The 25,137-nt window shown below is 69.4% G+C and carries 21 protein-coding genes and 1 tRNA gene; 9 read left to right on the top strand and 13 right to left on the bottom strand.

All coding sequences use genetic code 11. The features are described from left to right. Positions 1-63: 63 nt before the first annotated feature. The gene (locus ACZ6YV_RS01885; protein WP_465507864.1) at positions 64-1,392 is read right to left on the bottom strand and encodes a BNR-4 repeat-containing protein; all 1,329 of its coding nucleotides are present in this window, start codon (positions 1,390-1,392) and stop codon (positions 64-66) included. A 215-nt stretch (positions 1,393-1,607) separates the two neighbouring features. On the opposite strand from ACZ6YV_RS01885, the gene ACZ6YV_RS01880 reads away from it, so the two are divergent. Then, positions 1,608-4,043 (top strand): endonuclease/exonuclease/phosphatase family protein, encoded by a 2,436-nt coding sequence (locus ACZ6YV_RS01880; RefSeq protein ID WP_465507863.1) that lies wholly within the window; start codon positions 1,608-1,610, stop codon positions 4,041-4,043. A gap of 70 nt (positions 4,044-4,113) precedes the next feature. Here ACZ6YV_RS01880 and ACZ6YV_RS01875 read toward each other — a convergent pair whose 3' ends face one another. The 7 genes from ACZ6YV_RS01875 to ACZ6YV_RS01845 all read right to left on the bottom strand — a co-directional run bounded on the left by ACZ6YV_RS01875 (position 4,114) and on the right by ACZ6YV_RS01845 (position 9,657). Next, positions 4,114-4,932: an LLM class flavin-dependent oxidoreductase gene (locus ACZ6YV_RS01875; RefSeq protein ID WP_465507862.1), complete on the bottom strand. Its 819-nt coding sequence runs from the start codon at positions 4,930-4,932 to the stop codon at positions 4,114-4,116. Between the two features lie 51 nt (positions 4,933-4,983). Next, the gene (locus tag ACZ6YV_RS01870) at positions 4,984-5,355 is read right to left on the bottom strand and encodes a hypothetical protein (protein ID WP_465507861.1); all 372 of its coding nucleotides are present in this window, start codon (positions 5,353-5,355) and stop codon (positions 4,984-4,986) included. Continuing rightward, positions 5,348-8,089: an FtsK/SpoIIIE domain-containing protein gene (locus ACZ6YV_RS01865; protein WP_465507860.1), complete on the bottom strand. Its 2,742-nt coding sequence runs from the start codon at positions 8,087-8,089 to the stop codon at positions 5,348-5,350. Before ACZ6YV_RS01865 ends, ACZ6YV_RS01870 begins: the two co-directional genes overlap by 8 nt. Positions 8,090-8,104: 15 nt before the next feature. After that, a complete protein-coding gene (locus tag ACZ6YV_RS01860; RefSeq protein WP_016337967.1) occupies positions 8,105-8,350 on the bottom strand; it encodes a hypothetical protein in 246 nt (81 codons plus the stop codon). 2 nt (positions 8,351-8,352) lie between these two features. Further along, complete coding sequence (locus tag ACZ6YV_RS01855) at positions 8,353-8,613, bottom strand: hypothetical protein (RefSeq protein ID WP_465507859.1); 261 nt, start codon at positions 8,611-8,613, stop codon at positions 8,353-8,355. Positions 8,614-8,753: 140 nt separating this feature from the next. Next, positions 8,754-8,838 (bottom strand) — tRNA-Ser (locus ACZ6YV_RS01850). Between the two features lie 72 nt (positions 8,839-8,910). Then, on the bottom strand, positions 8,911-9,657 hold the full coding sequence (locus tag ACZ6YV_RS01845; protein ID WP_465507858.1) for a PP2C family protein-serine/threonine phosphatase: 747 nt from the start codon (positions 9,655-9,657) through the stop codon (positions 8,911-8,913). Positions 9,658-9,734: 77 nt separating this feature from the next. Here ACZ6YV_RS01845 and ACZ6YV_RS01840 point away from each other — a divergent pair, with 77 nt between their 5' ends. The 5 genes from ACZ6YV_RS01840 to ACZ6YV_RS01820 all read left to right on the top strand — a co-directional run bounded on the left by ACZ6YV_RS01840 (position 9,735) and on the right by ACZ6YV_RS01820 (position 18,913). After that, the gene (locus ACZ6YV_RS01840) at positions 9,735-11,393 is read left to right on the top strand and encodes an N-6 DNA methylase (RefSeq protein ID WP_465507857.1); all 1,659 of its coding nucleotides are present in this window, start codon (positions 9,735-9,737) and stop codon (positions 11,391-11,393) included. Beyond that, positions 11,393-12,277 carry a serine/threonine-protein kinase gene (locus ACZ6YV_RS01835; RefSeq protein ID WP_378244057.1) on the top strand — a complete coding sequence of 295 codons (885 nt, stop codon included), beginning with the start codon at positions 11,393-11,395 and terminating at the stop codon, positions 12,275-12,277. Before ACZ6YV_RS01840 ends, ACZ6YV_RS01835 begins: the two co-directional genes overlap by 1 nt. A gap of 94 nt (positions 12,278-12,371) precedes the next feature. Then, on the top strand, positions 12,372-13,043 hold the full coding sequence (locus ACZ6YV_RS01830) for a L,D-transpeptidase (RefSeq protein ID WP_465507856.1): 672 nt from the start codon (positions 12,372-12,374) through the stop codon (positions 13,041-13,043). Positions 13,044-13,182: 139 nt separating this feature from the next. Then, entirely contained in the window at positions 13,183-16,005 is a 2,823-nt protein-coding gene (locus ACZ6YV_RS01825; protein ID WP_465507855.1) for a PQQ-dependent sugar dehydrogenase, read from the top strand. A gap of 85 nt (positions 16,006-16,090) precedes the next feature. After that, positions 16,091-18,913, top strand: coding sequence for a PQQ-dependent sugar dehydrogenase (locus tag ACZ6YV_RS01820; protein WP_465507854.1), 2,823 nt, complete (start codon positions 16,091-16,093; stop codon positions 18,911-18,913). Positions 18,914-19,010: 97 nt separating this feature from the next. On the opposite strand, the gene ACZ6YV_RS01815 is transcribed toward ACZ6YV_RS01820, so the two are convergent. Then, the gene (locus tag ACZ6YV_RS01815) at positions 19,011-20,534 is read right to left on the bottom strand and encodes a 3-hydroxyacyl-CoA dehydrogenase (RefSeq protein ID WP_465507853.1); all 1,524 of its coding nucleotides are present in this window, start codon (positions 20,532-20,534) and stop codon (positions 19,011-19,013) included. A gap of 172 nt (positions 20,535-20,706) precedes the next feature. Here ACZ6YV_RS01815 and ACZ6YV_RS01810 point away from each other — a divergent pair, with 172 nt between their 5' ends. Together ACZ6YV_RS01810 and ACZ6YV_RS01805 are read left to right on the top strand one after the other, a co-directional pair. After that, entirely contained in the window at positions 20,707-20,901 is a 195-nt protein-coding gene (locus ACZ6YV_RS01810) for a hypothetical protein (protein WP_465507852.1), read from the top strand. Positions 20,902-20,910: 9 nt separating this feature from the next. Beyond that, positions 20,911-21,534 (top strand): TetR/AcrR family transcriptional regulator, encoded by a 624-nt coding sequence (locus ACZ6YV_RS01805; RefSeq protein WP_465507851.1) that lies wholly within the window; start codon positions 20,911-20,913, stop codon positions 21,532-21,534. Here ACZ6YV_RS01805 and ACZ6YV_RS01800 read toward each other — a convergent pair. Then, complete coding sequence (locus ACZ6YV_RS01800; RefSeq protein WP_465507850.1) at positions 21,518-22,207, bottom strand: TetR/AcrR family transcriptional regulator; 690 nt, start codon at positions 22,205-22,207, stop codon at positions 21,518-21,520. The two genes, ACZ6YV_RS01805 and ACZ6YV_RS01800, sit on opposite strands and share 17 nt — an antisense overlap. A gap of 117 nt (positions 22,208-22,324) precedes the next feature. On the opposite strand from ACZ6YV_RS01800, the gene ACZ6YV_RS01795 reads away from it, so the two are divergent. Beyond that, the gene (locus ACZ6YV_RS01795; protein ID WP_465507849.1) at positions 22,325-22,774 is read left to right on the top strand and encodes a nitroreductase family deazaflavin-dependent oxidoreductase; all 450 of its coding nucleotides are present in this window, start codon (positions 22,325-22,327) and stop codon (positions 22,772-22,774) included. 215 nt (positions 22,775-22,989) lie between these two features. On the opposite strand, the gene ACZ6YV_RS01790 is transcribed toward ACZ6YV_RS01795, so the two are convergent. From ACZ6YV_RS01790 to ACZ6YV_RS01780, 3 genes are all read right to left on the bottom strand, one after another. After that, positions 22,990-23,196 (bottom strand): hypothetical protein, encoded by a 207-nt coding sequence (locus ACZ6YV_RS01790; RefSeq protein ID WP_465507848.1) that lies wholly within the window; start codon positions 23,194-23,196, stop codon positions 22,990-22,992. Positions 23,197-23,264: 68 nt separating this feature from the next. Then, entirely contained in the window at positions 23,265-23,921 is a 657-nt protein-coding gene (locus ACZ6YV_RS01785; protein ID WP_465507847.1) for a response regulator, read from the bottom strand. Further along, on the bottom strand, positions 23,918-25,093 hold the full coding sequence (locus ACZ6YV_RS01780; RefSeq protein ID WP_465507846.1) for a sensor histidine kinase: 1,176 nt from the start codon (positions 25,091-25,093) through the stop codon (positions 23,918-23,920). The genes ACZ6YV_RS01785 and ACZ6YV_RS01780 overlap by 4 nt, the downstream gene beginning before the upstream one ends. Positions 25,094-25,137: the final 44 nt, after the last annotated feature.

Below are 25,137 nucleotides of genomic sequence, written 5' to 3'. Positions count from 1 at the left end.
CTCCGGAAATGCCGGGTTGAACCCGGACTTGAGGTTCATTTAAGGCAGGGGAACACCAATGGGCTATTTGTGCGGTGCGCCCGCTACATAGATGTCACCGTCGGCCACGGAGACGTCACGCGCACTGGACGCGCCGGTCGCCAGAATGCGGGCGGGGTCCCGGAAACCGGCGATCACTTCGACGCGCTGGACCGGTTTCGGTGTGGTGATCACGGTTTCCGGTTTCCACCCGCGTCCGTTCTCGAGCAGGAAAGTCTCGATGCCGGGCTGTCCGTCGCGGGTTCCGTAAACGCGCCAAGTGCCGCCCTTGAGCGGTTCGATCTCGCGCAATCGGAGTCCGTTCGCGACTTCGCGCACTTCCCACTTCCGGCCGTTCCACGCGCCCGCGAAATCGCGCGGCGAGCCCACCGCGTCGAACTGGAACCAGGTGACGAACGGTTTGCCGTCGCGCTGGGTGCCGACTTGCAGGATGTAGTCCGGCGACTTCAGTCCGCCTGGCAGCTCCAGCGGGGTTTCGACGACTTTGAGGTACCGCTCCTGCTCGGCGTCGTCGACCTGCGTGCCGAGGTCGCGGCCCGCCGCGGAATAGAAGCGCAGGGTGTGGACGTCGAACGACAGGTAGTAGACGTTCCGGTGGTAGACGTCGTGCTTGTGCTGCTCCGGCCCGCCGCCCGCGAGCGTGTAGACGAACTGGATCCGCCCGGACGACGGCAGGTACCGCAGCTGCCCGACGTAGATCTCGTCCATGTGGTCGGCCCGGCCCAGCGAGCCGAACGCCCACTGCTTCCCGGTCAGCCGCACGGAGTTCTTCCACGTCTTCCCGTCGTCGCGGGAAACGATGTACTTCATCGGGCGGAAGTCGGTGGCAGCCGCGGGATCGAGCTCGTTGGTGGTCTCGCGGTAGAACATGAACAGCGTGCCGTCGGCGGTCTTGACCGGCATCGGGTAGCTCGCCGAGTCACCTGCGGAAACCTCGGTGTCGGTCCAGGTGCCGTCGAGGGAATGGGCCTGCGGTGCGCGACTGATCACGGTCCGCGTGTTGTGCATGCCGCGGAAGACCAGCAGGTGGCCGTCGCCCGCCAGCAGCATCGTCGGGTAGTTGTGCGGATCGGATTCGCCGTCGGCGATCTTCTTCGGCGCCGTCCAGGCGCCGGTCCGGTGGTCGTAGGCCTGGACGTAGGTGTCCGCGGCCTTGCCGGACCACGAGATGAAGGTCTTGCGCGCGACCGGGTCGAAGATCCCGCCCGCGTTCGGCCGCCGGTCGGTGCGGGACGCGACCGAACTCGCCGGGGTCATCAGCTCGAAAGCGGTCTTTTCCGGCGGCTTGGCGGCCGCCTGGGGAACCGGGATCACGAGACCTGCCATGACGAGCGCGCAAAGAAGTCTGCGCATGAAGACGCCTCCTGGTGCTTCGCAGGCGGCGGATCTTGATCCTCTCACGCGAGAACACGGCGGAACCAGGGGCCGAACGGGCTAGCGGTGACGAATCGTTGTCTTGTCGTCTTCCTCATTTCACTTGTTCGGGGGAGTATTCCTCGACCGATCTTGCGAAGAGGGGACTCAGCGTGACCACATCCCGACGTGCTGCCCGGAGAAGGGCCCTGACCGTGGCCGTCGCCTCCGGGCTGGTCGTGAGCGGTGTCTCCGCTCCGGCCGCGCTCGCCGCGCCCAGCGCCGACGCCGTGATCGCCGAGGTCTACGGCGGTGGCGGCAACTCGGGCGCCACGCTGACCACCGACTTCGTCGAACTCGCCAACCGCGGCACGGCCGACGTGAGCCTCGACGGCTTCAGCGTCCAGTACGCGCCCGCCTCGGGGAACAGCTGGCAGGTCACGCCGCTGACCGGCGGTGTCGCGCCGGGCGCGCGGTACCTCATCGCGCAGGCGAAGGGCTCGGGCGGCACCGTCGCGCTCCCGACGCCGGACGCCACCGGCTCGCTGGCCCTGTCCGCGACCGCCGGCACCATCGCGCTCGTCCAGGGCACCACGGCGCTGACCTGCAAGACCGCCGCCGACTGCGCCGCCGACTCCCGGATCAAGGACCTGGTCGGCTTCGGCCCGGCCGCCGTCATCCGCGAGGGGACCGCGGCGCCCGCGCCGTCGAACACCGCGTCCGTCGCCAGGGGGACGACGCTCGCGGACACCGACGACAACGCGGCCGACTTCACCTCCGGCGCGCCCACCCCGACGAACAGCAAGGGTGAGACGCCAGGCGAGACCGGCCCGCCGCCGGTGAACGCCAAGATCCACGACATCCAGGGCACCACCCGGATCTCGCCGTTCAAGGACCGGAAGGTCGCCGGGGTCACCGGCGTCGTGACCGCGATCCGGAGCTTCGGCTCGGCCCGCGGGTTCTGGATCACCGACAGCGCTCCCGACGCGGACCCGCGCACCAGCGAGGGCCTGTTCGTCTTCACCGGCTCGACCACGCCCGCCGTGGCCGTCGGTGACGCGGTGACGGCCACCGGCACCATCCGCGAGTTCTACCCGGACGCCCCGGCGACCTCGCCGTACCAGTCGCTCACCGAGCTGACGAGTGCACAGTGGACGGTCGATTCGAACGGGAACGCCCTTCCCGTCGCGACCGTCGTCACGTCCGACTCGGTCCCGGACACCGTCGCCCCCGCGCCGGGCGGCAGCATCGAGCCGCTGCCGCTGGAGCCCGCGAAGTACTCGCTGGACTTCTGGGAGTCGCACGAAAGCGAGATCGTCAGCGTCTCCGACGCCCGCGTCGTCGGCCCGACGTCGTCGTTCAACGAGCTTTACGTGACCACCAAGCCGAAGCAGAACCCGAGCGTCCGCGGCGGCGCCGTGTACCTCGACTACGACCGGCTCAACACCGGCGTGCTCAAGGTCGCGTCGCTGATCCCGTTCGCCGAGCAGCCCTTCCCGAAGGTCAACACCGGCGACGCGCTCACCGGTGAGACCTCCGGCCCGGTCGAGTACAGCAACTTCGGCGGTTACACGCTGTTCGCGACGAAGCTGGGCGCCGCCAAGGACAACGGGTTGCAGCGCGAGAGCACCCGTGCGCAGCGCGGCGGTGAGCTTTCGGTGGCCACCTACAACGTCGAGAATCTGTCCGCTTTGGACAGTGCGGAGAAGTTCGGCGAGCTGGCGAAGGCCATCGCCACCAATCTGGCGAAGCCGGACATCCTGAACCTGGAAGAGATCCAGGACAACAACGGGCCGGCGAACGACGGCACCGTCGTGGCGGACCAGACGCTGCAGAAGTTCGTCGACGCGATCGTCGCCGCCGGTGGCCCGCGCTACGAATGGCGGCAGATCGACCCGGAGAACGGCAAGGACGGCGGCCAGCCGGGCGGCAACATCCGCGTCGGCTTCCTGTTCAACCCGGCCCGGGTGTCCTTTGTGGACCGCAAGGGCGGCGACGCGGCCACTCCGGTCGACGTGGTCAAGGAACGCGGCAAGACCCACCTGACCGTCTCGCCCGGCCGGGTCGACCCGCTGAACGAGGCCTGGGAGGCCAGCCGCAAGCCGCTCGTCGGCGAGTTCGTCTTCCAGGGCCGCACCGTGTTCGTCATCGCGAACCACTTCAACTCCAAGGGCGGCGACCAGCCGACCCACGGCCGCGACCAGCCGCCGGTCCGGAGTTCCGAGGTGCAGCGGGCCAAGCAGGCGACGCTGCTCCGCGGCTTCGTCGACAAGGTGCTCGCGTCGGACAAGAACGCGAACATCGTCGTGGCCGGGGACCTGAACGACTACCCGTTCTCGCCCGCTGTGAAGACGCTGACCGCCGGTGGCGCGCTGAAGGACCTCATCGCGTCGCTGCCCGAGAGCGAGCGGTACAGCTACGTTTTCGAGGGCCAGTCGCAGGTGCTGGACCACATCCTGGCGTCGAAGGCGCCGCGCGGGACCGACTACGACGTCGTCCACCTGAACGCCGAGTTCGCGAAGCAGGCGAGCGACCACGACCCGCAGGTGCTGCGGTTCCGGCCGAGCGCGGGCAACCCCGTCCAGGACGCGTTCTACGACCTGGCGGACTACCTGGAGAAGGTGCTCGGCCCTTACCTGCCGAAGCCGTAACCCACGCCATGAAAGGTCCTTTCCTTGCGAAATTTGCAAGGAAAGGACCTTTCATGGCACGCGGGGGAGGTCAGGTGCCCCGGAGTTCGGCCACCACGGGGGCGAAGGCATCGAGGGCCGCGGCGTTGATCTTCACGTACGAGATGCCCAGCGTCTCTCGCCGGGACCGCAGCACGTCGGCTGCTTCGGCGGGATCCCCGGGCAGTACGGTGATCGCGCCGGCGGCGGCGAGGTCGGGGGCGTCGACGCCGAGCGCCTGGCGCATCCACGGTGTCGGCTCGGCGCCGATCGCCAGCAGGTTCAGCCCCAGTTCGATGTCGCCGAAGCGTTCTCCCGCAGACCCGCGCACGAGGTCCACAACGGACTGAGCGACGGCGGTGTCGCTCAGCGGTGGCAGGGCCAGCGAGATGATGTCGGCCTTCCGGGCCGCGAGATCCAGCACCTTCGGGCCCGCTCCGCTGATCAGCAGGGGCGGCCGGTCTTGGGTGCCTGCCAGCAGGTCCACCGTCGCGGCGAGTTCGGCGAGGCGCTGGGAGCCGGTGCCGAACGGTCGTTTCAGTCCGGCGGCGACGATCTCCGCGCCCGGCCGTCCGGTGCCGAGGCCGAGTTCGAACCGGCCGCCGGACAGGGTGTGCAGGCTGCGGGCCTGCCAGTCCAACTGGTATCGGTCGCGGAAAGCGTTGGCCAGCACGAACGTGCCGAAGCGCAGTTCCGAAGTCACCGCGAAACCGGCGGGCAGCACGGCGAGCGGGTCCAGCCCTCCGATCGGATCCGGGACCAGCACGGTGTGGTAGCCGAAGGATTCCGCCCGGCGCGCGAGGTCGGTGAACGGTCCGGGTTCCGGGTTCACCGCGGCGACGACGCCGAAGCGGAAGGGTCTGGTGGTCATGCCCACCATCGTGCCCGCGTCCGGCGCCGGAAGCCCTTCGCCCAAAGCGAACTAGGACCGTTTCGCGCGCCATCCCAGGGCGAGGACGGCCTGCACGAGTTCCTGGTAGCTCGGCTTGACCTCTTCCAAGTACTTCTCCAGATACCCGGCCCGCGCTGTCGACACCGGTCCCGGTTCTTCGTCCTCCGGCAGCCACGAGAGGCCTTCGACGTTGTGCTGAGCCATCTTCCACCACCGGGAAGCCCTGTCGACGGCGCGCTGTTCGCGTTCGGCGGCGTCCGCGACGGCCTGGTGTGCCTCGGCGAGCCGGGCTTCCAGTTCGTCCGCGCGGGCGATCTCCCAGGTCCGGAGGTTCTCCGCCGAGGCGCGGGCGAGGCCGACGATCTCCTTGTACCGCATGGCCGCGGTGATGCCGTCATCCATCGAGAAGCCCTTCCGGACGCTGGAACGGGATGATCACCTCAGGGGCGCCGTGGGTGGTGCGGTCGAAGAACAGGGCCCGCCCCGGCCGCGGCGACCAGTGCACGACCTGTCCGGCGGCGAACGGCGACAGCTCGTTGCCCTGGACGTCCAACGCCGCCCAGCTGCCGATGTCGTCGGTGCCCGCGAAACCGAGCGTGTCCTTCAGTCGCGCGATGCTGCGCCACCAGCCGATGATGTGGACGCCGTGCGTCGGACCCTGCTTCAGCAGTACCCGAAGCTGGTCCAGGCCGCTCTTGAGCTGCCCGGGCGCCTTGGCTTCCAGTGCGGGAATCGAAGCGTCGACGCCGTACAGCAACAGTACTTTCGCGTTGTCCGAAGAGGACAGTTTCTCCGCGATATCGATTACCCGGCCGGGCAAGTCGTCCACCAGTGTCGCGACGTGGCCCTCCTGGCTCAGCCGCTCGGCCAGTTCGGCCACCGCCGGGAAGGACGCTTCGATGGGGCACGAGAGCACGAACTCCACCGAACCGAGCGCGTACTGCCTGGCGAGAGACCGCGCGGCGGAGTCCATGATGGACAGTGCCTCCGCGGTGGCCGCGCCGAGTACGGCGATGTTCCGTCCCGGCGCCTTCGGCAGGTCGACCCCGCAGGCGGCCTCGCCGACGTCGATGGACTGGCCGAGCAGCGCGCGCGGCTTGCTCGTCGGCTTCAGATCGGTGAACGCCGGGAACTGTTCCAGCACAGGGGAATGCGCGCCGTCGAACAGCCGGGGCCGCTTGAACGACTCCGCGTAGCGCTCCCAGAGCCGGTGCTGCAGCTTGTTGAAGACGTCCTTGCTGCTCGCGTCCGGTACGTGGGCGAGCTGGTTCCCGTGCGCCACACCGGAATCGTGGTTGATCACCGCGTGCCACTTCGGCGCCGAAACCGCCGCGTTGTTGGTCTCGGACAGCACGCGCCGCGCCTTCGGCATCGCGATCCGCAGCGTGCACTGCTCGAACACCGCCGGCTTTCCCCAGAACGCCTCGATCCCGGCGACGTCCTGGCTCGCCAGCACCAGGTGGATGCCCTGCGAACGGCCTCGCCGCGCGATGTCCTCCAGCAGCTGGGTCGCCGTCGCCGTCACGCCGTCGCGGCCGGCGAACAGGTACTGGAATTCGTCGATCACCGCGACGATCCGCGGCCAGTGCCCGCCGGGGTCCTGCTCGCGCAGGTCCGCGAGGTTGGTGACCTCGTGCAGTTTCGCCGCGGCGGACCGGCGGCGCAGCTCCTCGGCGAGGAACCGCAGCAGGGCGAGGCCGAACTCGCGGTCGGTGTTGACGTTGACCCCGATGAGCTTGGCGTGCGGCAGCCAGCTGGCGTCCCGCCGTCCCGGCGCGAGCCCGGCGAACGACACGCCTTCCTTGAAGTCCAGCAGGTACAGCGCGAGCTCGTCCGGCGAGTACCGCGCCGCGAAGCTGCCGAGCAGCGAGTACAGGAAGTTCGTCTTCCCCGAACCGCTCGGCCCGCCGATGAGCACGTGCGGGCTGGCGTCGCCGATGACGACCTCCACCGGCTCGCCCTCGAAGAACCCGACCGGCGCCCGCAGTTCCCGCGCCGAGCTCTCCTTGCCCGGTTCGGTGGGCAGCAGGTCGGCGAACGCGCGGGGCCCGCCCTGTTTGGCGATCAGGGCTTCGGCGATCCGCCCGGCGGCCCGGATGACCTGCCCGGACGGCATCGGCGGATCGAGGTCGACGAGTAGGTCGGGGCCGGTCATGCTGCTGATCGCGTGCCTCTCGTCGTGCAGGCTCAGCGATTCGACCGACGTCGACAGCATGGTCGGCACGTCGATCAGGATCAGGCAGATACCGGCCGCGAGCGCCCCGGTGGCGACGCGTTTCAGCTCGCGGGCGCGCTCCGGCTCCAGGGTCTCCCCGTTGCCGTAGAGCACCGCGACGCGGAACGGTTCGACGCGCTGGCCGCTCGCGCGCCGGATCTCCCGCAGCGACGTGTGCCCCGCCTGCATCCCGGTCGCGTGGATGCGGCGGATGTGCCCGGCCAGTTCGTCGAGGAGGTCTTCGAGCCGCCCCGGGTCGTACAGGGTGAGCGCGCTGGTGCGGCTCAGCGGATAGAGGTCCGGCAGGATCGCGGTCAGCTGCCCGACGTCCCACAGGTGGATGCGCACGGCGCCGGGCTCGAAGGTGCTCAGGATCCGCATCAGCAGGTTCTGCACGATGCCGTCGACCGCGTCCCGGGTCTTCGGCGCCGACCTGATCGACAGATGCGACTCGTCGAGCAAGGGCACCGCGACGTCGAAAGTGCGCGGGACGTCCTGGCCCGGCACGGTCGCCGAGCCGACCCGCCACAGCCCCGGCGCGGTGATGCCGGGATTCCCGCCGACCCGGCCGAGCCAGTTGCCCGGCTGCTGGCTCGCGGGCCCCGGCGCGTTGCCCGCGACGAGTTCGCGCAGCCCGTTCGGGCCCGCTTCCCACTCCGCGTAGAACTGCCCGCGAATGCTGCCGAGCTGGCCGAACACCTCGTTCGCGGCGGGATGCCGCGCCCATTCGGTGTACTGCTCCGAGGTGGAGTTGTTCATCCCCACCCGGACTATGTGCTGTTCGAGTTCCAGTTTGGCCAGTTCCGCCTCGGCCTCCCGGCGGGCACCGGCGGCGGCGCCGAGGACGAGCCCGATCTGATGCCGGACCCGCTCCAGCGCCGTGGCGACGCGATCGCGCTGTTCACTCGCTTTGCTGCCCATACCGGCTCGCCGATCTCAGAGGCGTGATTGGTAACCGCTGACCAGGTCGTCAGCGGCGGAAAGGCGCGTCAGGAGGTTTTCCATTCCCTCGTCTGCCTGTGCCAGCTGCGGCGGCACCCAAGGGACGGCTTGGGCCTGCGGTTCCACGATGGCGCGCCTGGACTCCTCGAGCAGGCTTCTGGCCCGCTCGGCATGGGCGCGGCCGTCGGCGAGGCCGGTTTGGACGGCCGTCAGCAGCTGGTGCAGTTCTTCGAGGTACATGCTTACAGGCGGGTCGAGTACGACTCGGCCGACGAAATGCCGGCCTGGATGGTGCTCTGCAACCCGGTGATGCCCTGCAGGGCTTCGGCGAGAAGCCCGTGCGCCTGGCTCACCTCGTGCTGGGTGCTGCCCTGAGTGGCCTGTGAAAGCGAAAGCTGGGCCTCTTCGAGAGACTGCGCTGCCTGCTGAAGTGCGGCAATACCCGCGGATGCCTTCTCGTTCGCGAGCGCGATACCAGCGCGGATCTCTTCGACTCCGGCCATTTTGGCGGACTCCTTGGGACGTCGGGGGCTGGAACGACCACGCTTAAACTTAGCGTGATCATCTGACTCTGTTAAGTGAAGGTCCTGCGAAGTAATCAACAAGGCCCCGGACATCGAGACGTCCGGGGCCTTGCTGACGGCGGAGGATACAGGATTCGAACCTGCGAGGGCGTGAACCCAACACGCTTTCCAAGCGTGCGCCTTAGGCCGCTCGGCCAATCCTCCGTGGAGAACATTACCGGATGCCCTTTCACTACTTCGAAGGCGGGTCTGACCTGGCCTTCCGGCTGGTAGGGCTCATGCGGGCGAGGGGGCGAGCACGTCGGCGACGACGCAGGTGATGTTGTCCGGTCCGCCGCCCTCGTTGGCCAGATCGATCAGCCTGGGGACGGTCTCCTCGGGATCTTGGAAGGCGCCCAGGACGTCCTTGATAACGGTTTCGACAACCGTTGCCGTTAACCCATCCGAGCACAGCAGAAGACGGTCCCCGGGGGCCGCGTCGAAGGTCCAGATGTCCGCTTCGCCGCTTCCGGTGCTCAGGAGCGCCTTCATCAGCAGCGAGCCGCGAGGGTGTCCTTCGACCTCCGACGGGTCGATGCGCCCGTCGTCCGCGAGGGCCTGCGCGAGGGTGTGATCACGGGTGAAGCGCTGAAGCGTGCCTTCGCGCAGGAGGTAGCCCTTCGAGTCGCCGATGTGGACGGCCGTGAAGTGCGCGCCGTCGAACAGCAGGGACGTCAGGGTGGTGCCCATGCCCATCGTTTCGGGCCGTTCCTCGGCCGTCGCGGCCAGCCTGGCGTCGATGGCGCGGAGGCCGCCGGAGAGCACCTCGAACAGGTCGACGTCCGCGAGGTCGAAACCGTGGAGGTCCGTGTCGAGCCGGGACAGGACGCCCACCGCCTCGGCGCTGGCCACCTCGCCGTGCGGCTGGCCGCCGATGCCGTCGGCGACCGCCAGCATCCTCGCGCTCACGTAGTACGAGTCCTGGTTGACCTGGCGACGCTGCCCGATGTCCGAGCCGGCGGCGTACCGAAGGGTGTACCTCATGGACCCCAGTAAAGCAGTTGTGTACTGAGTTCACAAACATAGGGTTGGAATGGTCAGGTTTCGGTTACGATGCCGTGATGGAGGAGCAAGCCACCGTCGGCGCGGCGGACATCGCGCGAATCGCCGCCGTCGGCCGCGCGGCCGTGAGCAACTGGCGTCGACGTTACGGAGATTTTCCGCCGCCCGTCGGCGGGACGGCGTCGAGCCCCCTCTTTTCCCTGGTCGACGTCGAAAACTGGCTGCGTGAGCGTGGGAAACCGTTCGAAATATCGCTCGGGGACCGGGTCTGGCAGCGGCTGCGGAACCTCGGCGAAGACCTGTCACTGGCCGACAGGGTCGGCCGGGTGGGCGCCTTCCTTTCGCGATGGGGTGTCCGGGAGTGGACCTTCTCGCCCCGTTACGACGACGCCGAGCTGCTCGAACTGCTGGACCGTTTCGCCGCCGAGCAGGGCGCGCGAGAGGCCTTCGAGTTCCTGTGCGAACGCTACGTCGAGGCGCACTCCCGGCGGCTGTCCGTCACCGCCGAACCGGTGGCCGCGCTGATGTCCCGGCTCATCGGGCCCGGACCCGGCGTCGTCCTCGATCCCGCGTGCGGGCTCGGGACGCTGCTCCTCGCCTCCGGCGGGACCCGGCTGCTCGGCCAGGTCGACGATCCGGCGATCTCGTGCATCGCCGCGCACCGGCTGCTGCTCGCGGGCGCGGACATGGAGATGTACGGCGCGGACGCCCTGTCGATGGACTCCTACGAAGGACTTCTCGCGGACGCCGTCGTCTGCGATCCGCCGTTCAACGAACGGGAATGGGGTTACGACGACCTCGTCGGCGACCCGCGCTGGGTGTACGGCCAGCCGCCGCGCGGCGAACCGGAACTGGCGTGGGTGCAGCACTGTCTCGCGCACGTGAAACCCGGCGGGCTGGTCGCGATCCGCATGCCGTCCGCCGCCGCCGGCCGCCGGACCGGGCGGCGGATCCGCGGGAACCTGTTGCGGGCCGGGGCCTTGCGCGCGGTGGTGACCGTCGGCGGTGCGGACCTCTGGCTGCTGCGACGCCCGGAATCCGGGGAACGGCCGCCGTCCCGGCTGCTCCTGCTGGCCGATCCGTCCACTGTGGAGGAACAGTGGCGGGAGCATCTGCGCGGCGCCGAGGTGCCGGGCGCGGTCCGGATCATCGACCTGCTCGACGAGGAGATCGACCTTTCCCCCGCCCGGTACCAGGCGCGGGGCGAACACGCGGGCGAGGCGTTCCTCGAAGTCCGGCGGCATTTCGAGGAGGTCCGGCCGGACCTGCCGTCGCTGGTGGTCTCCGACGAGAAGCCCTCGTTCACCACGATCGGCGAGCTGCTGAAATCCGGTGTCCTCACCGTGCCGGACTCGGTGGAAGCGGGGGACGTCCTCGCGGCGCCCGCCGTGCCCGCGTATGTCCACAGTGGAGCGTCGTTCGCGGCCGAGCCGACGATGTCGAAGTACCGCACCGATCCCGAGCGGATGGACGCCGCGTTCCTCGCGGGCTGCCTGCGCGCGGCCGGGCAGCTCGCGCCGTCCTCCTCGACCAGGATCGACCTCAGGCGCACCCGGATCCCGCGCCTGCCGATCGAAGCGCAGCGTGCGCACGGGGAGGCGTTCACCCGGCTCGCCGCGTTCGAAGACGCCCTCCGCGAGGCGGCGGAATCGGGCCTGGAGCTGGTGAGGCTAGGGTTGGCAGGGCTCACTGAAGGACAGCTCAAGCCGGAGAACTAGTGCTGATCGCGGATCGTTACGAACTCGACGAGCTGCCGCTCGGCCGGGGTGGGATGGGCGCGGTCTACGCGGGCCACGACAGGCATCTCGGTCGCCGAGTCGCGGTGAAGTTCCTCGGGCTCCCCGGCGGCCCGGACGCCGAACTCGAACAGCGCTTCATCCGCGAGGCGCGGATCCTCGCCACCCTGGAACACGCGGGCGCGCCGACGTTGTACGACTTCGGCACCTACGACGAGCGGTTGTACCAGGTCATGCAGTTCATCGAGGGCGTGACCGTCGCCGATCTCGCCGCCGAACACGGGCCGCTGCCGGTGCCGTGGGCGGCCGCGATCGCGGCGCAGGCGTGCGCCGTGCTGTCCGCCGCGCACGCGCTTTCCATCTGTCACCGCGATCTCAAGCCCACCAACCTGATGCTGTGCCCCGACGGCAGCGTGAAGGTGCTCGACTTCGGGCTCGCGATGCTGCGCGAAACCGACGTCGCCCAGTTCACCCGCGCCGGGCAGATCCTGGGCACCCCCGCCTACATGGCGCCCGAGCAGATCCAGCGCGGGATCGCGGGGCCTCGCAGTGATCTGTACGCGCTGGGCTGTGTCCTGCACGAGATGCTGACCGGCAGGCAGTTGTTCACCGGCCCGACGGCGTACGCGGTGTTCGAGAAGCAGGTCAAGGAGAGCCCGGCCGAAGTGGACGGTGTCCCGGGTGGACTGAACCAGCTGCTCGCCGACCTGCTGGAGAAGGATCCGGAACGACGTCCTGGCGACGCCGACGAACTTTTCGGGCGGCTGGCCGTGTTCGCGCGGGATCTGCCCCCGCTGCCCGGATACCTGGACGAAGGCGCCAACCCGGGCCGGATGTACGCGCGGGTCGTCGGCCGCGTGCCCTGAGATGCGATCGTGACCTTCCGATCAACAACCCCAGGCCGGTGACCTCCGTCTTTACCCATGTCAGACGGACCACGGACAATCGGGGGTAAGGGTTGTGAAGAAGTTCCTGGTGGGGGTGACCGCACTGGCCACGGCGCTGGTGCTGACCGCGTGTTCCGGCAACGCCGGCGGCGGCGCGCCCGGTGGCGGCGCCGTCGCGCAGGGCGACCCGGCAGGCGGGACCACGTCGTCGCAGTCGGCGCCGTCTACGTCGGAGCCGGTTCCGACCACGTCGTCCGCCGCACCGACCACGTCGTCGCAGCCGCCGAGCAGCAGCTCGAAGCCCAAGCCGACGCCGTCGAAGCCCAAGGCGACCCCGAAGCCCACACCGAAACCCGAGGTCAAGCCCGCCGCGAACGCCGCCGACGTGCCGTGCAAGGCCGCGCTGGCCTCGCCGGGCGTGAGCGCCTGCGTGGACCTCTCCGCACTGAAGACGTGGCTGCTGCAGGACGGCAAGGTCATCTACGGCCCCGTCAAGCAGCTGCCCGGCAAGAAGGGCCACGCCACCCCGACCGGCGTCTTCCACGTCACGGGCAAGGTCAAGAACTACCACTCCAGGGAGTTCGACGCGCCGATGCCGAACTCGGTGTTCTTCCTGCCGGGGATCGCGTTCCACACCGGCAGCCTTTCGGTGTACTCGCACGGCTGCATCCACCTGTCCGCGGCGGCTTCGCAGAAGTACTTCACGACTCTGCAGAGCGGCAGCGTGGTTCAGGTCGTGGCCTGACCTGCAGGTACCCGCTCGGCTGCGAAGCGTGAGAATGATTGCGGTTCGATTGCTTTGAGATAAATGAAAGCTTCAAGCGGCAATGACCTCCCCGCTTCCGGCGACGTGCCCAGGACACGTCGGAAGTGGGGAAGTGCCGATGACCAGGAGCCGGGTACTCAGACGCACACTTGTCACACTGTCGGTTTCCCTCTTGCTTCTCCCGGGATGGGTGGGCGCTCCGGAAGCAACCGGGGCGCCCACTTTGCCGTCCGGCTTCGTCCTGCGCGACCAGCCGAGCGGTCAAGCCGCCTTCGACCTGACCGATTTCGCTTATCTGCCGGACGGTTCGGTGCTCAGCACCGGCAAGAGCGGCAAGGTCGCCTGGGTGTCCGTCGCCGGTCCGGCGCGGACGCTCGCGACGCTGCCCGTCCACGCCGACGGTGACCTCGGCCTGGTCGGCCTCGCCGTCGCCCCGGATTTCGCCGTGTCACGCCAGATCTACCTCGCGCGGTCGTTCGACACCGGCGGTGGCGCGTTCACCATGCGGGTGGCCCGCTGGACGGTGACCGGCGCCGACCTCCCCACGGGCCTCGCGAACGAACGAGTGCTCGTCGACCTTCCCGGTTTCCACGACGTCCACGGCATCACGGGACTCGTCGCGGCGGCAGACGGGACGCTGTGGATCTCCATCGGCGACGCCGCCGACTTCACCAGGATGGATCCGGGCGCGTTGCGCGCACTCGACCTCGATCAGCTCTACGGCAAGATCCTGCACGTCACCCCCGACGGGGCCGGCGTCCCCGGCAACCCGTACTTCTCCGCCGCGGCACCGGATTCGAACCGCTCCAAGGTCTTCTCCAGCGGCTATCGCAGCCCGTTCCGGTTCTCCCTCGACCCGCGCCTCGGCCTGCCCGTCGTCGGTGACGTCGGCTGGAACACCTGGGAAGAGGTGGACGTCGTGCGGCCGGGGGCGAACCACGCCTGGCCCTGCTGGGAAGGGAACGTCCCGACGCCGGGGTACTCCGGCCTCGCCGGTTGCGCGGGGGTCGTCAACACGCCGCCGATCACCGCCTACCACCACGGTTCCGGTGCCGACGAAGGGAACAGTGTCACCGCCGGGATCGTCTACAGTGGATCGTCCTATCCGGACGAATACCGGGGCGCGTTCTTCTTCGGCGACTACGTCACGCAGAAGATCTGGACGATGACCTACGACAGTCAGGGCAGGCTCGTCCAGGCGCCGCAACGGCCGCCGAAGTTCACCGGGATCGGCGGTCCGGTCAGATTCGCGGCCGCGGCCAACGGCGACATCGTGTACGCCGACATCATCAGCGGCAACCTGCGGCGGCTCAGCTATCCGGGGACGAACGCGGAACCGGTCGCGGTGGCGACGTCGAGCACCGAGCCGTCGACGAGGACGGTGACCTTCGACGGCTCCGGTTCCTACGACTTCGACGGCGATCCCTTGACCTATCTCTGGGATTTCGGCGACGGCACGAGCCAGACCGGTGCCCGGGTGACCCACACCTACGGCACCGGAGTCGCGAGGGCGACGGCGCGCCTCACCGTCACCGACCGGCTCGGCGCCTCCGACGGCACGGATGTCGTCGTGGTGCCGGGAAACCATTCGCCGGAGCTGGCGCTGACGGACCCCGGTGCGCGGACCTTCGCGGTCGGGGCGCCGGTCGTCGTCGGCGCGGTGGCGACCGACGCCGAGGACGGTTTGCTGCCGGTCGGCTGGACCACGCTGATCCGGCACTGCCCGGAGGAGGCGACCTGTCACGCGCATCCCGGCCCGGCGGGAAGCGGCCCGGTGCTCACGACGCTCTTCACCGATCATCAGGACTCACGGGTCGAGATCACCGCGACGGTGACCGACAGCGCCGGGGTGACGGCGAGCAGGACCTACGTCGCCCTGCCGCGTGAACACCGGCTGACGCTGACCTCCAACGTCCCCGCGGCGCTGAGCATCCCGGCGGAGGGCGGGGTCAACACCGCGATGGTGACCGAGGGCGCGACGTTCGAGGTCGTGGCGGAGGAGATCGCCGCGGACGGCGTTTCGACGTTCGCGAACTGGTCCGACGGGCGGACTTCGCGCACGGTGACCGTCACCGTCCCGGCGCACGACCTGACCCTGGCCGCGAACTACCTCACCCCGATCGACAAGCGCTACCTGTCGGAACCCGCGCTGCGGCAACGGCTCGGCGCGCCGACCGGGCCGGAGGTCGCCGACGGGACCGTGCGCTACCGGCCGTACACCGGCGGCAGGCTCTACTGGAGCGCCGAGACCGGCGCGAAGCAGATCGAGGGCCAGATCCTGGCGAAGTACCTCGCGCTCGGCGGGCACCGGAAGTTCGGCCCGCCCGCGACCGACGAGACCGCCACCCTGGACGGGACAGGCCGGTTCAACCACTTCCCGGACTGGCCCGGCACCCAGCAGTCCTCGATCTACTGGACTCCGTCGACAGGCGCGCATCCGGTGTACGGGCGGATCCGGGTCAAGTGGGCGGCGCTGGGCTGGGAGGCCGGGCCGCTCGGCTATCCCACGACGGACGAACTCCCGACCCCCGACGGGATCGGCCGGTTCAACCACTTCGGCAAGAACGCGTCGATCTACTACACGGCGCAGACCGACGCGCACGCGATCTGGGGCCGCATCCGCGTCCGGTGGGAGGCGCTCGGTTGGGAGACGGGCCCGCTCGGCTACCCCACGACGGACGAAACCGCTACTCCGGACGGCGTCGGCCGGTTCAACCACTTCACGAAGGCGGGCTCGGTCTACTGGACGATGGCCACCGACTCGCACGCGATCTACGGGGCGATCCGGCAGCGCTGGGCCGCGCTCGGCTGGGAGCGGTCTTACCTGCGTTACCCGACGACGGACGAGTTCACCATCCCCATCGGACGGCAGAACAGCTTCCAAAGCGGCTACGTCACCTGGAACCGGAGCACGGGTCAGGTGCTCGACCGACGGTGGTGATCACAGTTCGATAAAGGCACTCGAAAGTGTGAAATGCCCAGCTTGACCCCGTCGATGAGACGTTCGACTGGGGAAAGGGGCTTCCGTGCCTTCGAGATTCCGCGCGCTCTGTCACGCCCTCGTGACGCTGCTGATAGTGACCTTGCTGGTGCCGTTGACGTCCACAGTGGCGTCCGCGGCGCCCACCCTGCCGCCCGGCTTCGTCCTGCGTGATCAGCCGAGCGGACAGGCTCCGCTCGACCTGACCGACTTCGCCTACCTGCCCGACGGCTCGATGCTGACCACCGGCAAGCAGGGCAATGTCGCCTGGGTGTCCACCACCGGGCAGTCGCAGAACATCGCCAGCCTGCCTGTCCGCAGCACCGGTGACCTCGGGCTGGTCGGGATCGCGATCGCACCCGACTACGCCACGTCCCGCACGGTCTACACCGCACGGGCGGTCGACGTCGCAGGCGGCGGCATCGCCCTGCGCGCCTCGCGCTGGACGGTCTCCGGTACCGCCGAGCCGACCGGGCTGACCGCGGAAAAGGTGCTCATCGAGGGTGCCGCCAACACCGACATCCACGGCATCACCGGCGTCGTGGCCGCCCCCGACGGCACGGTCTGGGTCTCGACCGGCGACAGCTCCCGCTTCCAGGGCGCGGCCGACCCGTTCGCGCTCAACGTGCGCGACCTCGACAAGATCTTCGGCAAGATCTTCCACGTCACCGCGGACGGCGCCGGCGTGCCGGACAACCCCTACTACACCGCGGCGAACCCGAACTCGTTGCGCTCCAAGGTTTTCGCGAGCGGCTTCCGCAGCCCGTTCCGGTTCAGCCTCGACGCCGGCACCGGCCTCCCGGTGGTCGGCGACGTCGGCTGGGGCACCTGGGAAGAGATCAACTTCGTGCAGAAGGGCGCGGACCACGGCTGGCCGTGCTTCGAGGGCAACCAGCCCGCCGACGGTTTCTCCACGATGGCGCAGTGCGCTTCGGCCGTGAACACCCCGCCGATGCTGGCTGTCCAGCACGGCCAGGGGCCCGACAACGGTAACAGCATCACCGGCGGCATTGTCTACAATGGAGAGTCGTACCCGGAGGAATACCGGGGCGCGTACTTCTTCGGCGACTACGCCACGGAAAAGCTGTGGACGGCCAAGTACGACACGCAGGGCCGGGTCGTCCGCCCGCAGGAGACGCCGCCGAAGTTCACCGGCATCGGCGGTCCGGTCAAGTTCCTGGCCGCGGCCAACGGCGACATCGTCTACGCCGACATCTACAGCGGCAAGCTGCGACGGCTCAGCTACACCACCGGGAACAAGGCGCCCGTCGCGGTGGCCACCTCCGAGACGAACCCCGAAACCCGCACGGTCTCCTTCGACGGCAGCGGTTCCTACGACTTCGACAACGACCCGCTGACCTACGAGTGGGACTTCGGCGACGGCACCACCGGCACCGGCGCGAAGGTCAGCCACACCTACGCGGCCGGCACCGAGAAGTTCACCGCCAAACTGACGGTGAAGGACGGCCTGCAGGCCGCCGGGAGCACGGACATCGCCGTGGCGCCCGGGAACCACTCGCCGAAGCTGACCATGACCGACCCCGGCGGCCGCCTGTTCGCGGTCGGCGAGGAGGTCAAGGTCGGCGCGGCCGTCACCGACACCGAGGACGGCGACCTGCCGGTCACCTGGACCACGCTGGTCCGGCACTGCCCGGAGAACGCCGTCTGCCACGCGCATCCGGACCGCGGCGCCACCGGTCCCGAGTTCACCATGCCGTTCACCGACCACACGGACTCCAACCTGGAGTTCACCGCGTCGGCGACCGACAGCGCCGGTGTCACGGTCTCGAAGACCTACGTCGCGAAGCCGAAGGAGCACCGGCTCACGCTGACCAGCAACGTCGCCGCGGCGCTCGGCATCACGCCGGAAGGCGGGGCCTCCTCGGCGATGGTCGTCGAAGGCGCCACCGTGGAGATCCAGGCGGCCGAGGTCGCTTCGGACGGTTCGTCGACCTTCACCGGCTGGTCCAACGGGGCCACCGGGCGGCTGACGAACATCACCATGGGCACCGTCGACCAGACGATCACGGCGAACTACATCACCCCGATCGACAAGCGCTACCGCGACGAACCCGCGCTGGCGCAACGACTCGGCGCGCCGACGGCACCCGAGGCCGTCGACGGCACCGTCCGCTTCCGCACCTACGAGCGCGGACGGCTGTACTGGTCGAAGGAAACGGGTGTCAAGCAGATCGAGGGCGAGATCCTCAAGAAGTACCTCGCCCTCGGCGGCCACAAGGAGTTCGGCCCGCCCGCGACCGACGAGATGACCACGCCGGACACCACCGGCCGCTACAACGACTTCCCGCTGTGGCCCGGCAAGATGCAGTCGTCGATCTACTACACGGTGAACACGGGCGCGCATCCCGTGTTCGGCCGGATCCGGGTGAAGTGGAAGGCGCTGGGCGCGGAGGCCGGTGAGCTCGGCTACCCGAGCACGGACGAGCACATCACGCCGGACAAGGCCGGTCGCTACAACCACTTCAGCAAGAACGCGTCGATCTACTACACGGTGCAGACCGACGCGCGCGCGATCTGGGGCCGGATCCGCGCGAAGTGGGAGGAGCTCGGCTGGGAAGCCGGTCCCCTCGGGTACCCGTCGACCGACGAACTGGGGACTCCGGACGGCATCGGCCGGTTCAACCACTTCACCAAGGCCGGCTCGGTCTACTGGACGATGCAGACCGACGCGCACGCGATCTACGGCGCCATCCGGGAACGCTGGGAGGCGCTCGGCTGGGAGACCTCGTACCTGAGGTACCCGACGTCCGACGAGATGTCCGTCTCCGGCGGGCGGCAGAACAACTTCCAGGGCGGGTACGTGTTCTGGAACGCTTCGACCCGTGTGGTGACCGACCGCCGCTGGTAAGCGGTAAACACGCGTGAAGGCCCCCTTCCCTCGGCTGAACCGAGGGAAGGGGGCCTTCACGCGTTTCGCGGGTTCTTGTGGATCAGGCTCGGGTGGATCAGCTGAGCAGGTCGGCGGGGGAGGTGCCGGCGGAGGTGAGCGGCAGGCCGAGCGCGACCCGTTCGGTGAGCCAGCCGCTCGGCCGGTAGCGCTGGTCTCCGGTGCTCGCGACGAGCCCGCGCAGGACCCGCAGCACGAGGTCCGCGCCCGCTTCCTCGCCCCACGTCAGCGGTCCGCGGGGGTAGCCGAGGCCGAGCCGGACGGCGGTGTCGATGTCCTCCGGCGTCGCGAGCCGCTGCCCGGCGATGAAGCAGGCGGTGTTGACGATCGACGCCAGCAGCCGCTGCGCGATCGGCGCGGGGCCGTCGCGGACGACGGTCACCGGAAGCCCTGTCGCGGCGAGCGCGCCCCAGGCGGTGCGCCCGGCGGCCGGGTCGAGCGCGGGGTGGACCGAAAGCGTCAGGCGTTTCCCGTAGGCGCCGAGGGGATCGACCCCGACGACCCGGTCCGCCGGGAGCCCCGCGGCGAGCGCGGTGTCCACTGTGGACGATCCGACCGGGCTGACGATCAGGACGGTGTCCGGGTAGGCGGAGTGCACGACCTGGATGCCGGCCGCCGAGAGCAGCGTGCCGAGGCGTTCGTCCTCGACCCACACCGGAGTGTTCGGGGCTTCCGGCGCGGCCGGTTCCGGCTCCGGCTGCTGCCGCCCGTCGACGTAGCTGTAGAAGCCTTCGCCGTTCTTGCGCCCGAACAGTCCGGCGGCGACGCGCGGACGCGTCAGCCACGACGGCCGCAGCCGCGGTTCGCCGTGGAAACCGCTCCAAATGCTTTCGAGCACGGCGTGCGAGACGTCCAGGCCGGTGAGGTCGAGCAGCTCGAACGGGCCGAGTTTCAGGCCCAGCACGTCCCGCGCGATGCGGTCCACTTCTGCCGGGCTCGCGATCCCTTCGGAGAGGATCTGCAGCGCCTCGGTGCCCAGTCCGCGCCCGGCGTGGTTGACCAGGAAACCCGGTGCGTCGCGGGCGAGGACGGGTTCGTGCCCCCAGCCGCGGACGAGTTCGGTCATGGCGGGCGGCAGCCACGCGGCGGTCCGCGCGCCGGGCACGACCTCGACCAGCCGCATCAGCGGGACCGGGTTGAAGAAGTGGAGGCCGAGCAGCCTGCCGGGATCGGTCAGCGCGGCACCGATCTCGGTGACCGAGAGCGAGCTGGTGTTGGTGGCGAACACGGTGTCCGGGCCGCAGACGCGTTCCAGCTCGGCGAACAGCGCGCGTTTGATCTCCAGGTCTTCGCGGACCGCTTCGACGACGAGGTCGACGCCGTCGGCGGGGGCCAGCGGGCCCTCGGCCGCGATCAGCCTGCCTTTCGCGGACGCGGCGGCTTCTTCGGTGATCTTGCCCTTCGAGGCGAGCTTGCCGAGCATCGCGCCGACCTGGTCGATGGCTTCGCCGACCGCCTCGGGCCGGGCGTCGGCGAGCTCGACCTCGAGCCCCGCCGTCACGGCGAGCTGGACGATGCCCCGGCCCATCACCCCGGTTCCGATGACCCGGATCCTGCCGACCTGCTCCGCCCACTTCTCCACCGCGAGCCGCCTTTCCCTCGATGTCGTCTCCGCGCGTGACGCTAGCCGCCACGCGCGGTACCTCGCCCGGAAGGGTGATCCGCGTACCGACCGGCGTAAGGCCACCGAACCGGTGCGGTCCCATCCGCGAAAACCGAGTGTTCCGCGCACCACCCTCGAAGGGAAACCTCCCATGGCCACCGTCCCCGCCGCCGCAGCCGTCCGGACCACGCCGTTGCTCCTCGTCGCCGTTCTCTTCGGCGCCGTCGCCGCGTTCCTCGCGAGCCAGGCGTTGTGGCCGCTCACCGCACTGGCCGTCGCGGTCGCCGTCGCCGTCCTCGCGGGCGGGGTGTGGCTGACCGGTCGGCAGGCGACGCGCGAACTCTAGGATCGCCATGTGACGGCGAAACGCTTGACGCGGGAAGAAAGCCGCGAGCAGACCAGGCAGCGCTTGCTCGCGGCGGCCGCCGAACTGTTCTCCGAACGCGGGGTCAACGGCACGTCCGTCGAGCAGATCGCCGAACGGGCAGGCTTCACGCGCGGCGCCTTCTACGGCAACTTCGACGGCAAACACGAGCTCGTCGTCGAACTGCTGCGCCGCCGGACCCGGCGCGAGGCCGAAGAGGTCACCGCGTTGGGCGAGGGTGCCGGTTCCTTCGCCGAGATGATGGAGCGGCTGCGCGCGTGGAACGTCGAGCGCGCCGAACACCTCGAAGGCTGGCTGATCCTGCGCACCGAGCTGGCCCTGTACGCGCTGCGGAATCCCGAGGCGCGTCCGCTCGTCGGCGAAGGCGAGAAGTCGACAAGGGCACTGCTGGAGACGTCGGTCCGGACCGAACTCGCCGCGCGGGGCGCCGAACCGCCCGCCGACCCGGCCTTCCTCGCGCTGATCCTGCACGCGCTCGAAGACGGCCTCCTGCTCCAGCGCTTCCTCAGTCCCGAGGGGACCGGCGACGAGGACGCGGTGGACGCCGTCCAGCTGCTGATGCGGTCGTGGACCGCGCTCAGCCGGTCATCCTGATCCCGGTGAACTCGGCCATCTGACGGACCCCGTGCGCGAAGAAGGCGTCCGACGGGTCGACGGAGCCGACGTACTGGCCGAACAGCTCGAAGTTGATCATCCCGAACAGCTGCGTCCAGGCCATGATCAACCGGGACGCCGTCTCGGGGGCCAGGGTGATCTGGAGGATTTCGGTGACGGCGCCGAGCTGCTGCAGGAGCTCGGCGGGCATTTCGCCGACCTCGGTCTCGACCCGGAGATTCGCGTCGCGCAGGACCGCGACCAGCGCGAACGCCACCCGCCCCGCGGGCGTGACGGTGTCCTGCGGGGCCTGGTAGCCGGGGATCGGCGAGCCGTAGATCAGCGCGTACTCGTGCGGCTGCGCCTTCGCCCAGGCGCGGACCGCGTGCCAGATCGACTCCCAGCGTTCCAGCGAAGCCTTCTTGGGGTCGTCGGCGGCCTCCGCGGCCTCGCCGACGGCGTTGTAGGCGTCGACGATCAGAGCTGTCAGCAGTTCTTCACGGCTTGAGAAGTAGCGGTAGAGCGCGGACGAGACCATGCCCAGCTCCCGCGCGACGGCTCGGAGCGAAAGCCCGAGCGCGCCGACTTCGGCGAGCTGACGGCGGGCTTCGTCCTTGATCTCGCGGGTGAGCTCGGCACGGGCGCGTTCGCGCGCGGTCTGGGTAGCGGCCATGCTCTCACTCTAGAGCATCGCACCTAAATGAGAGCACTGCTCTTGACGCGATGCACCGCTCTGGTGTTCACTGCTCTTAACAGAGAGCACTGCTCTCGCGGACTTCAAGGAGACGAGATGACCACCACCGCCGACACCCGCTACATCAAGCCCGCCGCGGCGACCAGCGCGTTCAACGAGTTCGTGCTCAAGCTGACGAGGCTCGGTGTCAGCGTCGTGGGCAGCCGGGTGCTTTCGGTCCGCGGCCGCAAGAGCGGCGAACTGCGGTCGGTCCCGGTCAACCTGCTGAAGCTGGACGGCGAGCGCTACCTGGTCGCGCCGCGCGGTGTCACGCAGTGGGTGCGCAACCTGCGGGTCGCGGGTGAGGGGCAGCTCAGCGTCGGGCGCCGCACCGAGACCTTCACCTACACCGAACTGACCGACGCCGAGAAGCCCGAGATCCTGCGCGCCTACCTCAAGCGCTGGAAGTTCGAGGTCGGCGTGTTCTTCGACGGTGTCGACGCGAAGGCGTCCGACGAGAAGCTGCTGGAGATCGCCCCCGGCTACCCGATCTTCAAGATCGCGTGACGCGTGACCAGACACCGAACACGCGTGATCAGAGCCGGATCACGCGTGACTGGAGACGGATCACATGTGACTGGAGCCGGAACACGCGTGATCAGACGGACGACTCGGGTGTTCCGGCGGGAATCACGCGAGATCCGGCGGGAAACACGGGTGATCCGGCGGGAAACACGCGTGATCCGGCGGGAAACACGGGTGATCCGGCGGGAAACACGCGGCTAGTCGTCGGAGGGGGTCCGCCGCGAGCGGCGGGCGGTGGCCGCCACCAGCACCACCCCGACCAGGAACGCGACGAGCCCGATCAGGAACCACAGTTTCTGCCCGGTCATGAAGCTGCCGGTCAGCACGCCGGCGCCCTGGAGCACCCAGACACCGCCCACCAGCAGGAAGACCAGCCCGATCGTGAGCGTGACCCAGCGCTTCATTCCCAAGCTCCCCGCCTCGACGTGTCCTCCGGGAATTCTGGCATCGGAAGCCCGGTCCGGCGAACCGATCACCGGCCGCCGACGAGACCGTTCCGGAACGCGTAGACCACGGCGTGCACCCTGTCGCGCAGTCCCAGTTTCGCGAGAATGCGGGAGACGTGGGTCTTCACCGTCTCCTCGCCCACGTGCAGATGCGCGGCGATCTCCGCGTTGCTGGAGGCGTTGGCGACCAGCATCAGGACTTCGCGCTCGCGTGAGGTGAGCCGTTCCAGCTCCGCCGGCTCGGCGGCCACCGGTTCGATGCTGGTGGCGAAGGTCGACACCAGCCGCCGGGTCACCGTCGGATCGATCAGCGCGTCGCCGCGCGCGGCCACCCGCATGGCCGAGACGAGTTCTTCGGGGGCGAGGCTCTTCAACAGGAACCCGCTCGCACCGGCCCGCAGCGCGCGATAGACGTACTCGTCGGAGTCGTAGGTCGTCAGCACGAGGACACGGGTGTCGTTGCCCGGCGCGGACATGATCGCCTCGGTCGCGGCCAGACCGTCCAATTTGGGCATCCGGACGTCGAGCACCGCGACGTCCGGGCGCAGCGCGGCCGCCTGTGCGACGGCTTCGCGCCCGTCCGCGGCCTCGCCGACACATTCGAAATCCGCCTGGGTGTCCAGTACCGCGCGCATCCCGGACCGGAACATCGCGTGATCGTCCGCCAGCAGAACCCGGATCACTCCGCCTCCAAAGGAAAACCGACTCGAACCCGCCAGCGCCGCCCGTCGTCGAGCGGTCCGCATTCCGCCTGCCCGCCGAACAAGGCGACCCGTTGCCTGATCCCGGCGAGACCGCGTTTCGTCGACTCGGCGGGCGACTTCCGGTTCGGGCGGCCGATCTCGTTCGTGACCGCGAGGACGACCTCCGTCTGCCGGTAGGCGAGGTCGATCTCCACCGTCCCGCCGGAACCGTGCCGGAGCGCGTTCGTCAGCGCCTCCTGCACGATGCGGTACAGCGCGATGTCCACCGATCCCGGGAGTTCCCGCGGTCCGCCGTGACTGACCAGCCGCGCGGGCAGCCCGGCGGTGCGCAGGTTGTCGAGCAGCTCGTCGAGGTTGTCCAGCCCCGGTTGCCGCTGCGCGTCGCCGTTTTCCTTGCCGTGCAACAGATCCAGCAGACGCCGCAGATCGGCCATCGCGGCCCGGCTCGACGATTCGACGGCGGAGAGCGAGCGCCGGACGGCGGGTTCGCCCTCCGGCAGTCCCAGCCGCGCGGCGCCGGCGTGCACGCCGATCGCGCTGACGTGGTGGGAGATCACGTCGTGCAGGTCGCGGGCGATCGTCGTGCGCTCTTCGATGACGGCGCGGCGCACCGCTTCGGCTTCGTGTTGCTGCCGCTGTTCCTCCACGCGCTGCAGGTCGGCGATGTACGCGCGCCGCGCGGTCGTGTAGCGGCCGACCATCCACGGCAACAGTCCGCTGACCCCGACGTCGATGAGCACCAGCCGCCAGTCCCGATCACCCCGGTCGGCCGGGATGAGGATGCAGGCGAAGAGCCCGGCGAGCATCGCGGCCAGCGCCGCCAGCGCGGGTTTGGTCGTCAGCCAGGCGCCCGCGCGGTAGCCCGCGATCAGCACGCCCGCGTTGGTGGCCTGCAGGTAGTGGTCGAACGGGTACACCAGGAGCGGCGCGGCGATGAGCAACGCGCCGTGCGCGGCCGAAACCCAGCCGGAATACCGCGAAGGCCCGGCGAGGGCGGCGTTGGCGAGTATTCCGCCGATCAGGATCACCCACGCCTGCCAGCCCAGCGAGAGCGGTGGTCCGACGATGAGGAACAGCCCGGCGTCGGCGACCAGGCAGACGGCCGCGACCGCACAGGCCTGCCTCGCCAGCGAACCACTGATGTCCCGCACGCGCCCAACTCTGCCCTATTTCGGTGGACAGGGGTTCCTAAGAT

The sequence above is a fragment of the Amycolatopsis sp. NPDC102522 genome (assembly GCF_055584485.1).
The sequence above is the reverse complement of the archived record's forward strand: the minus strand, read 5'-3'. Positions and strand labels throughout refer to the sequence as shown.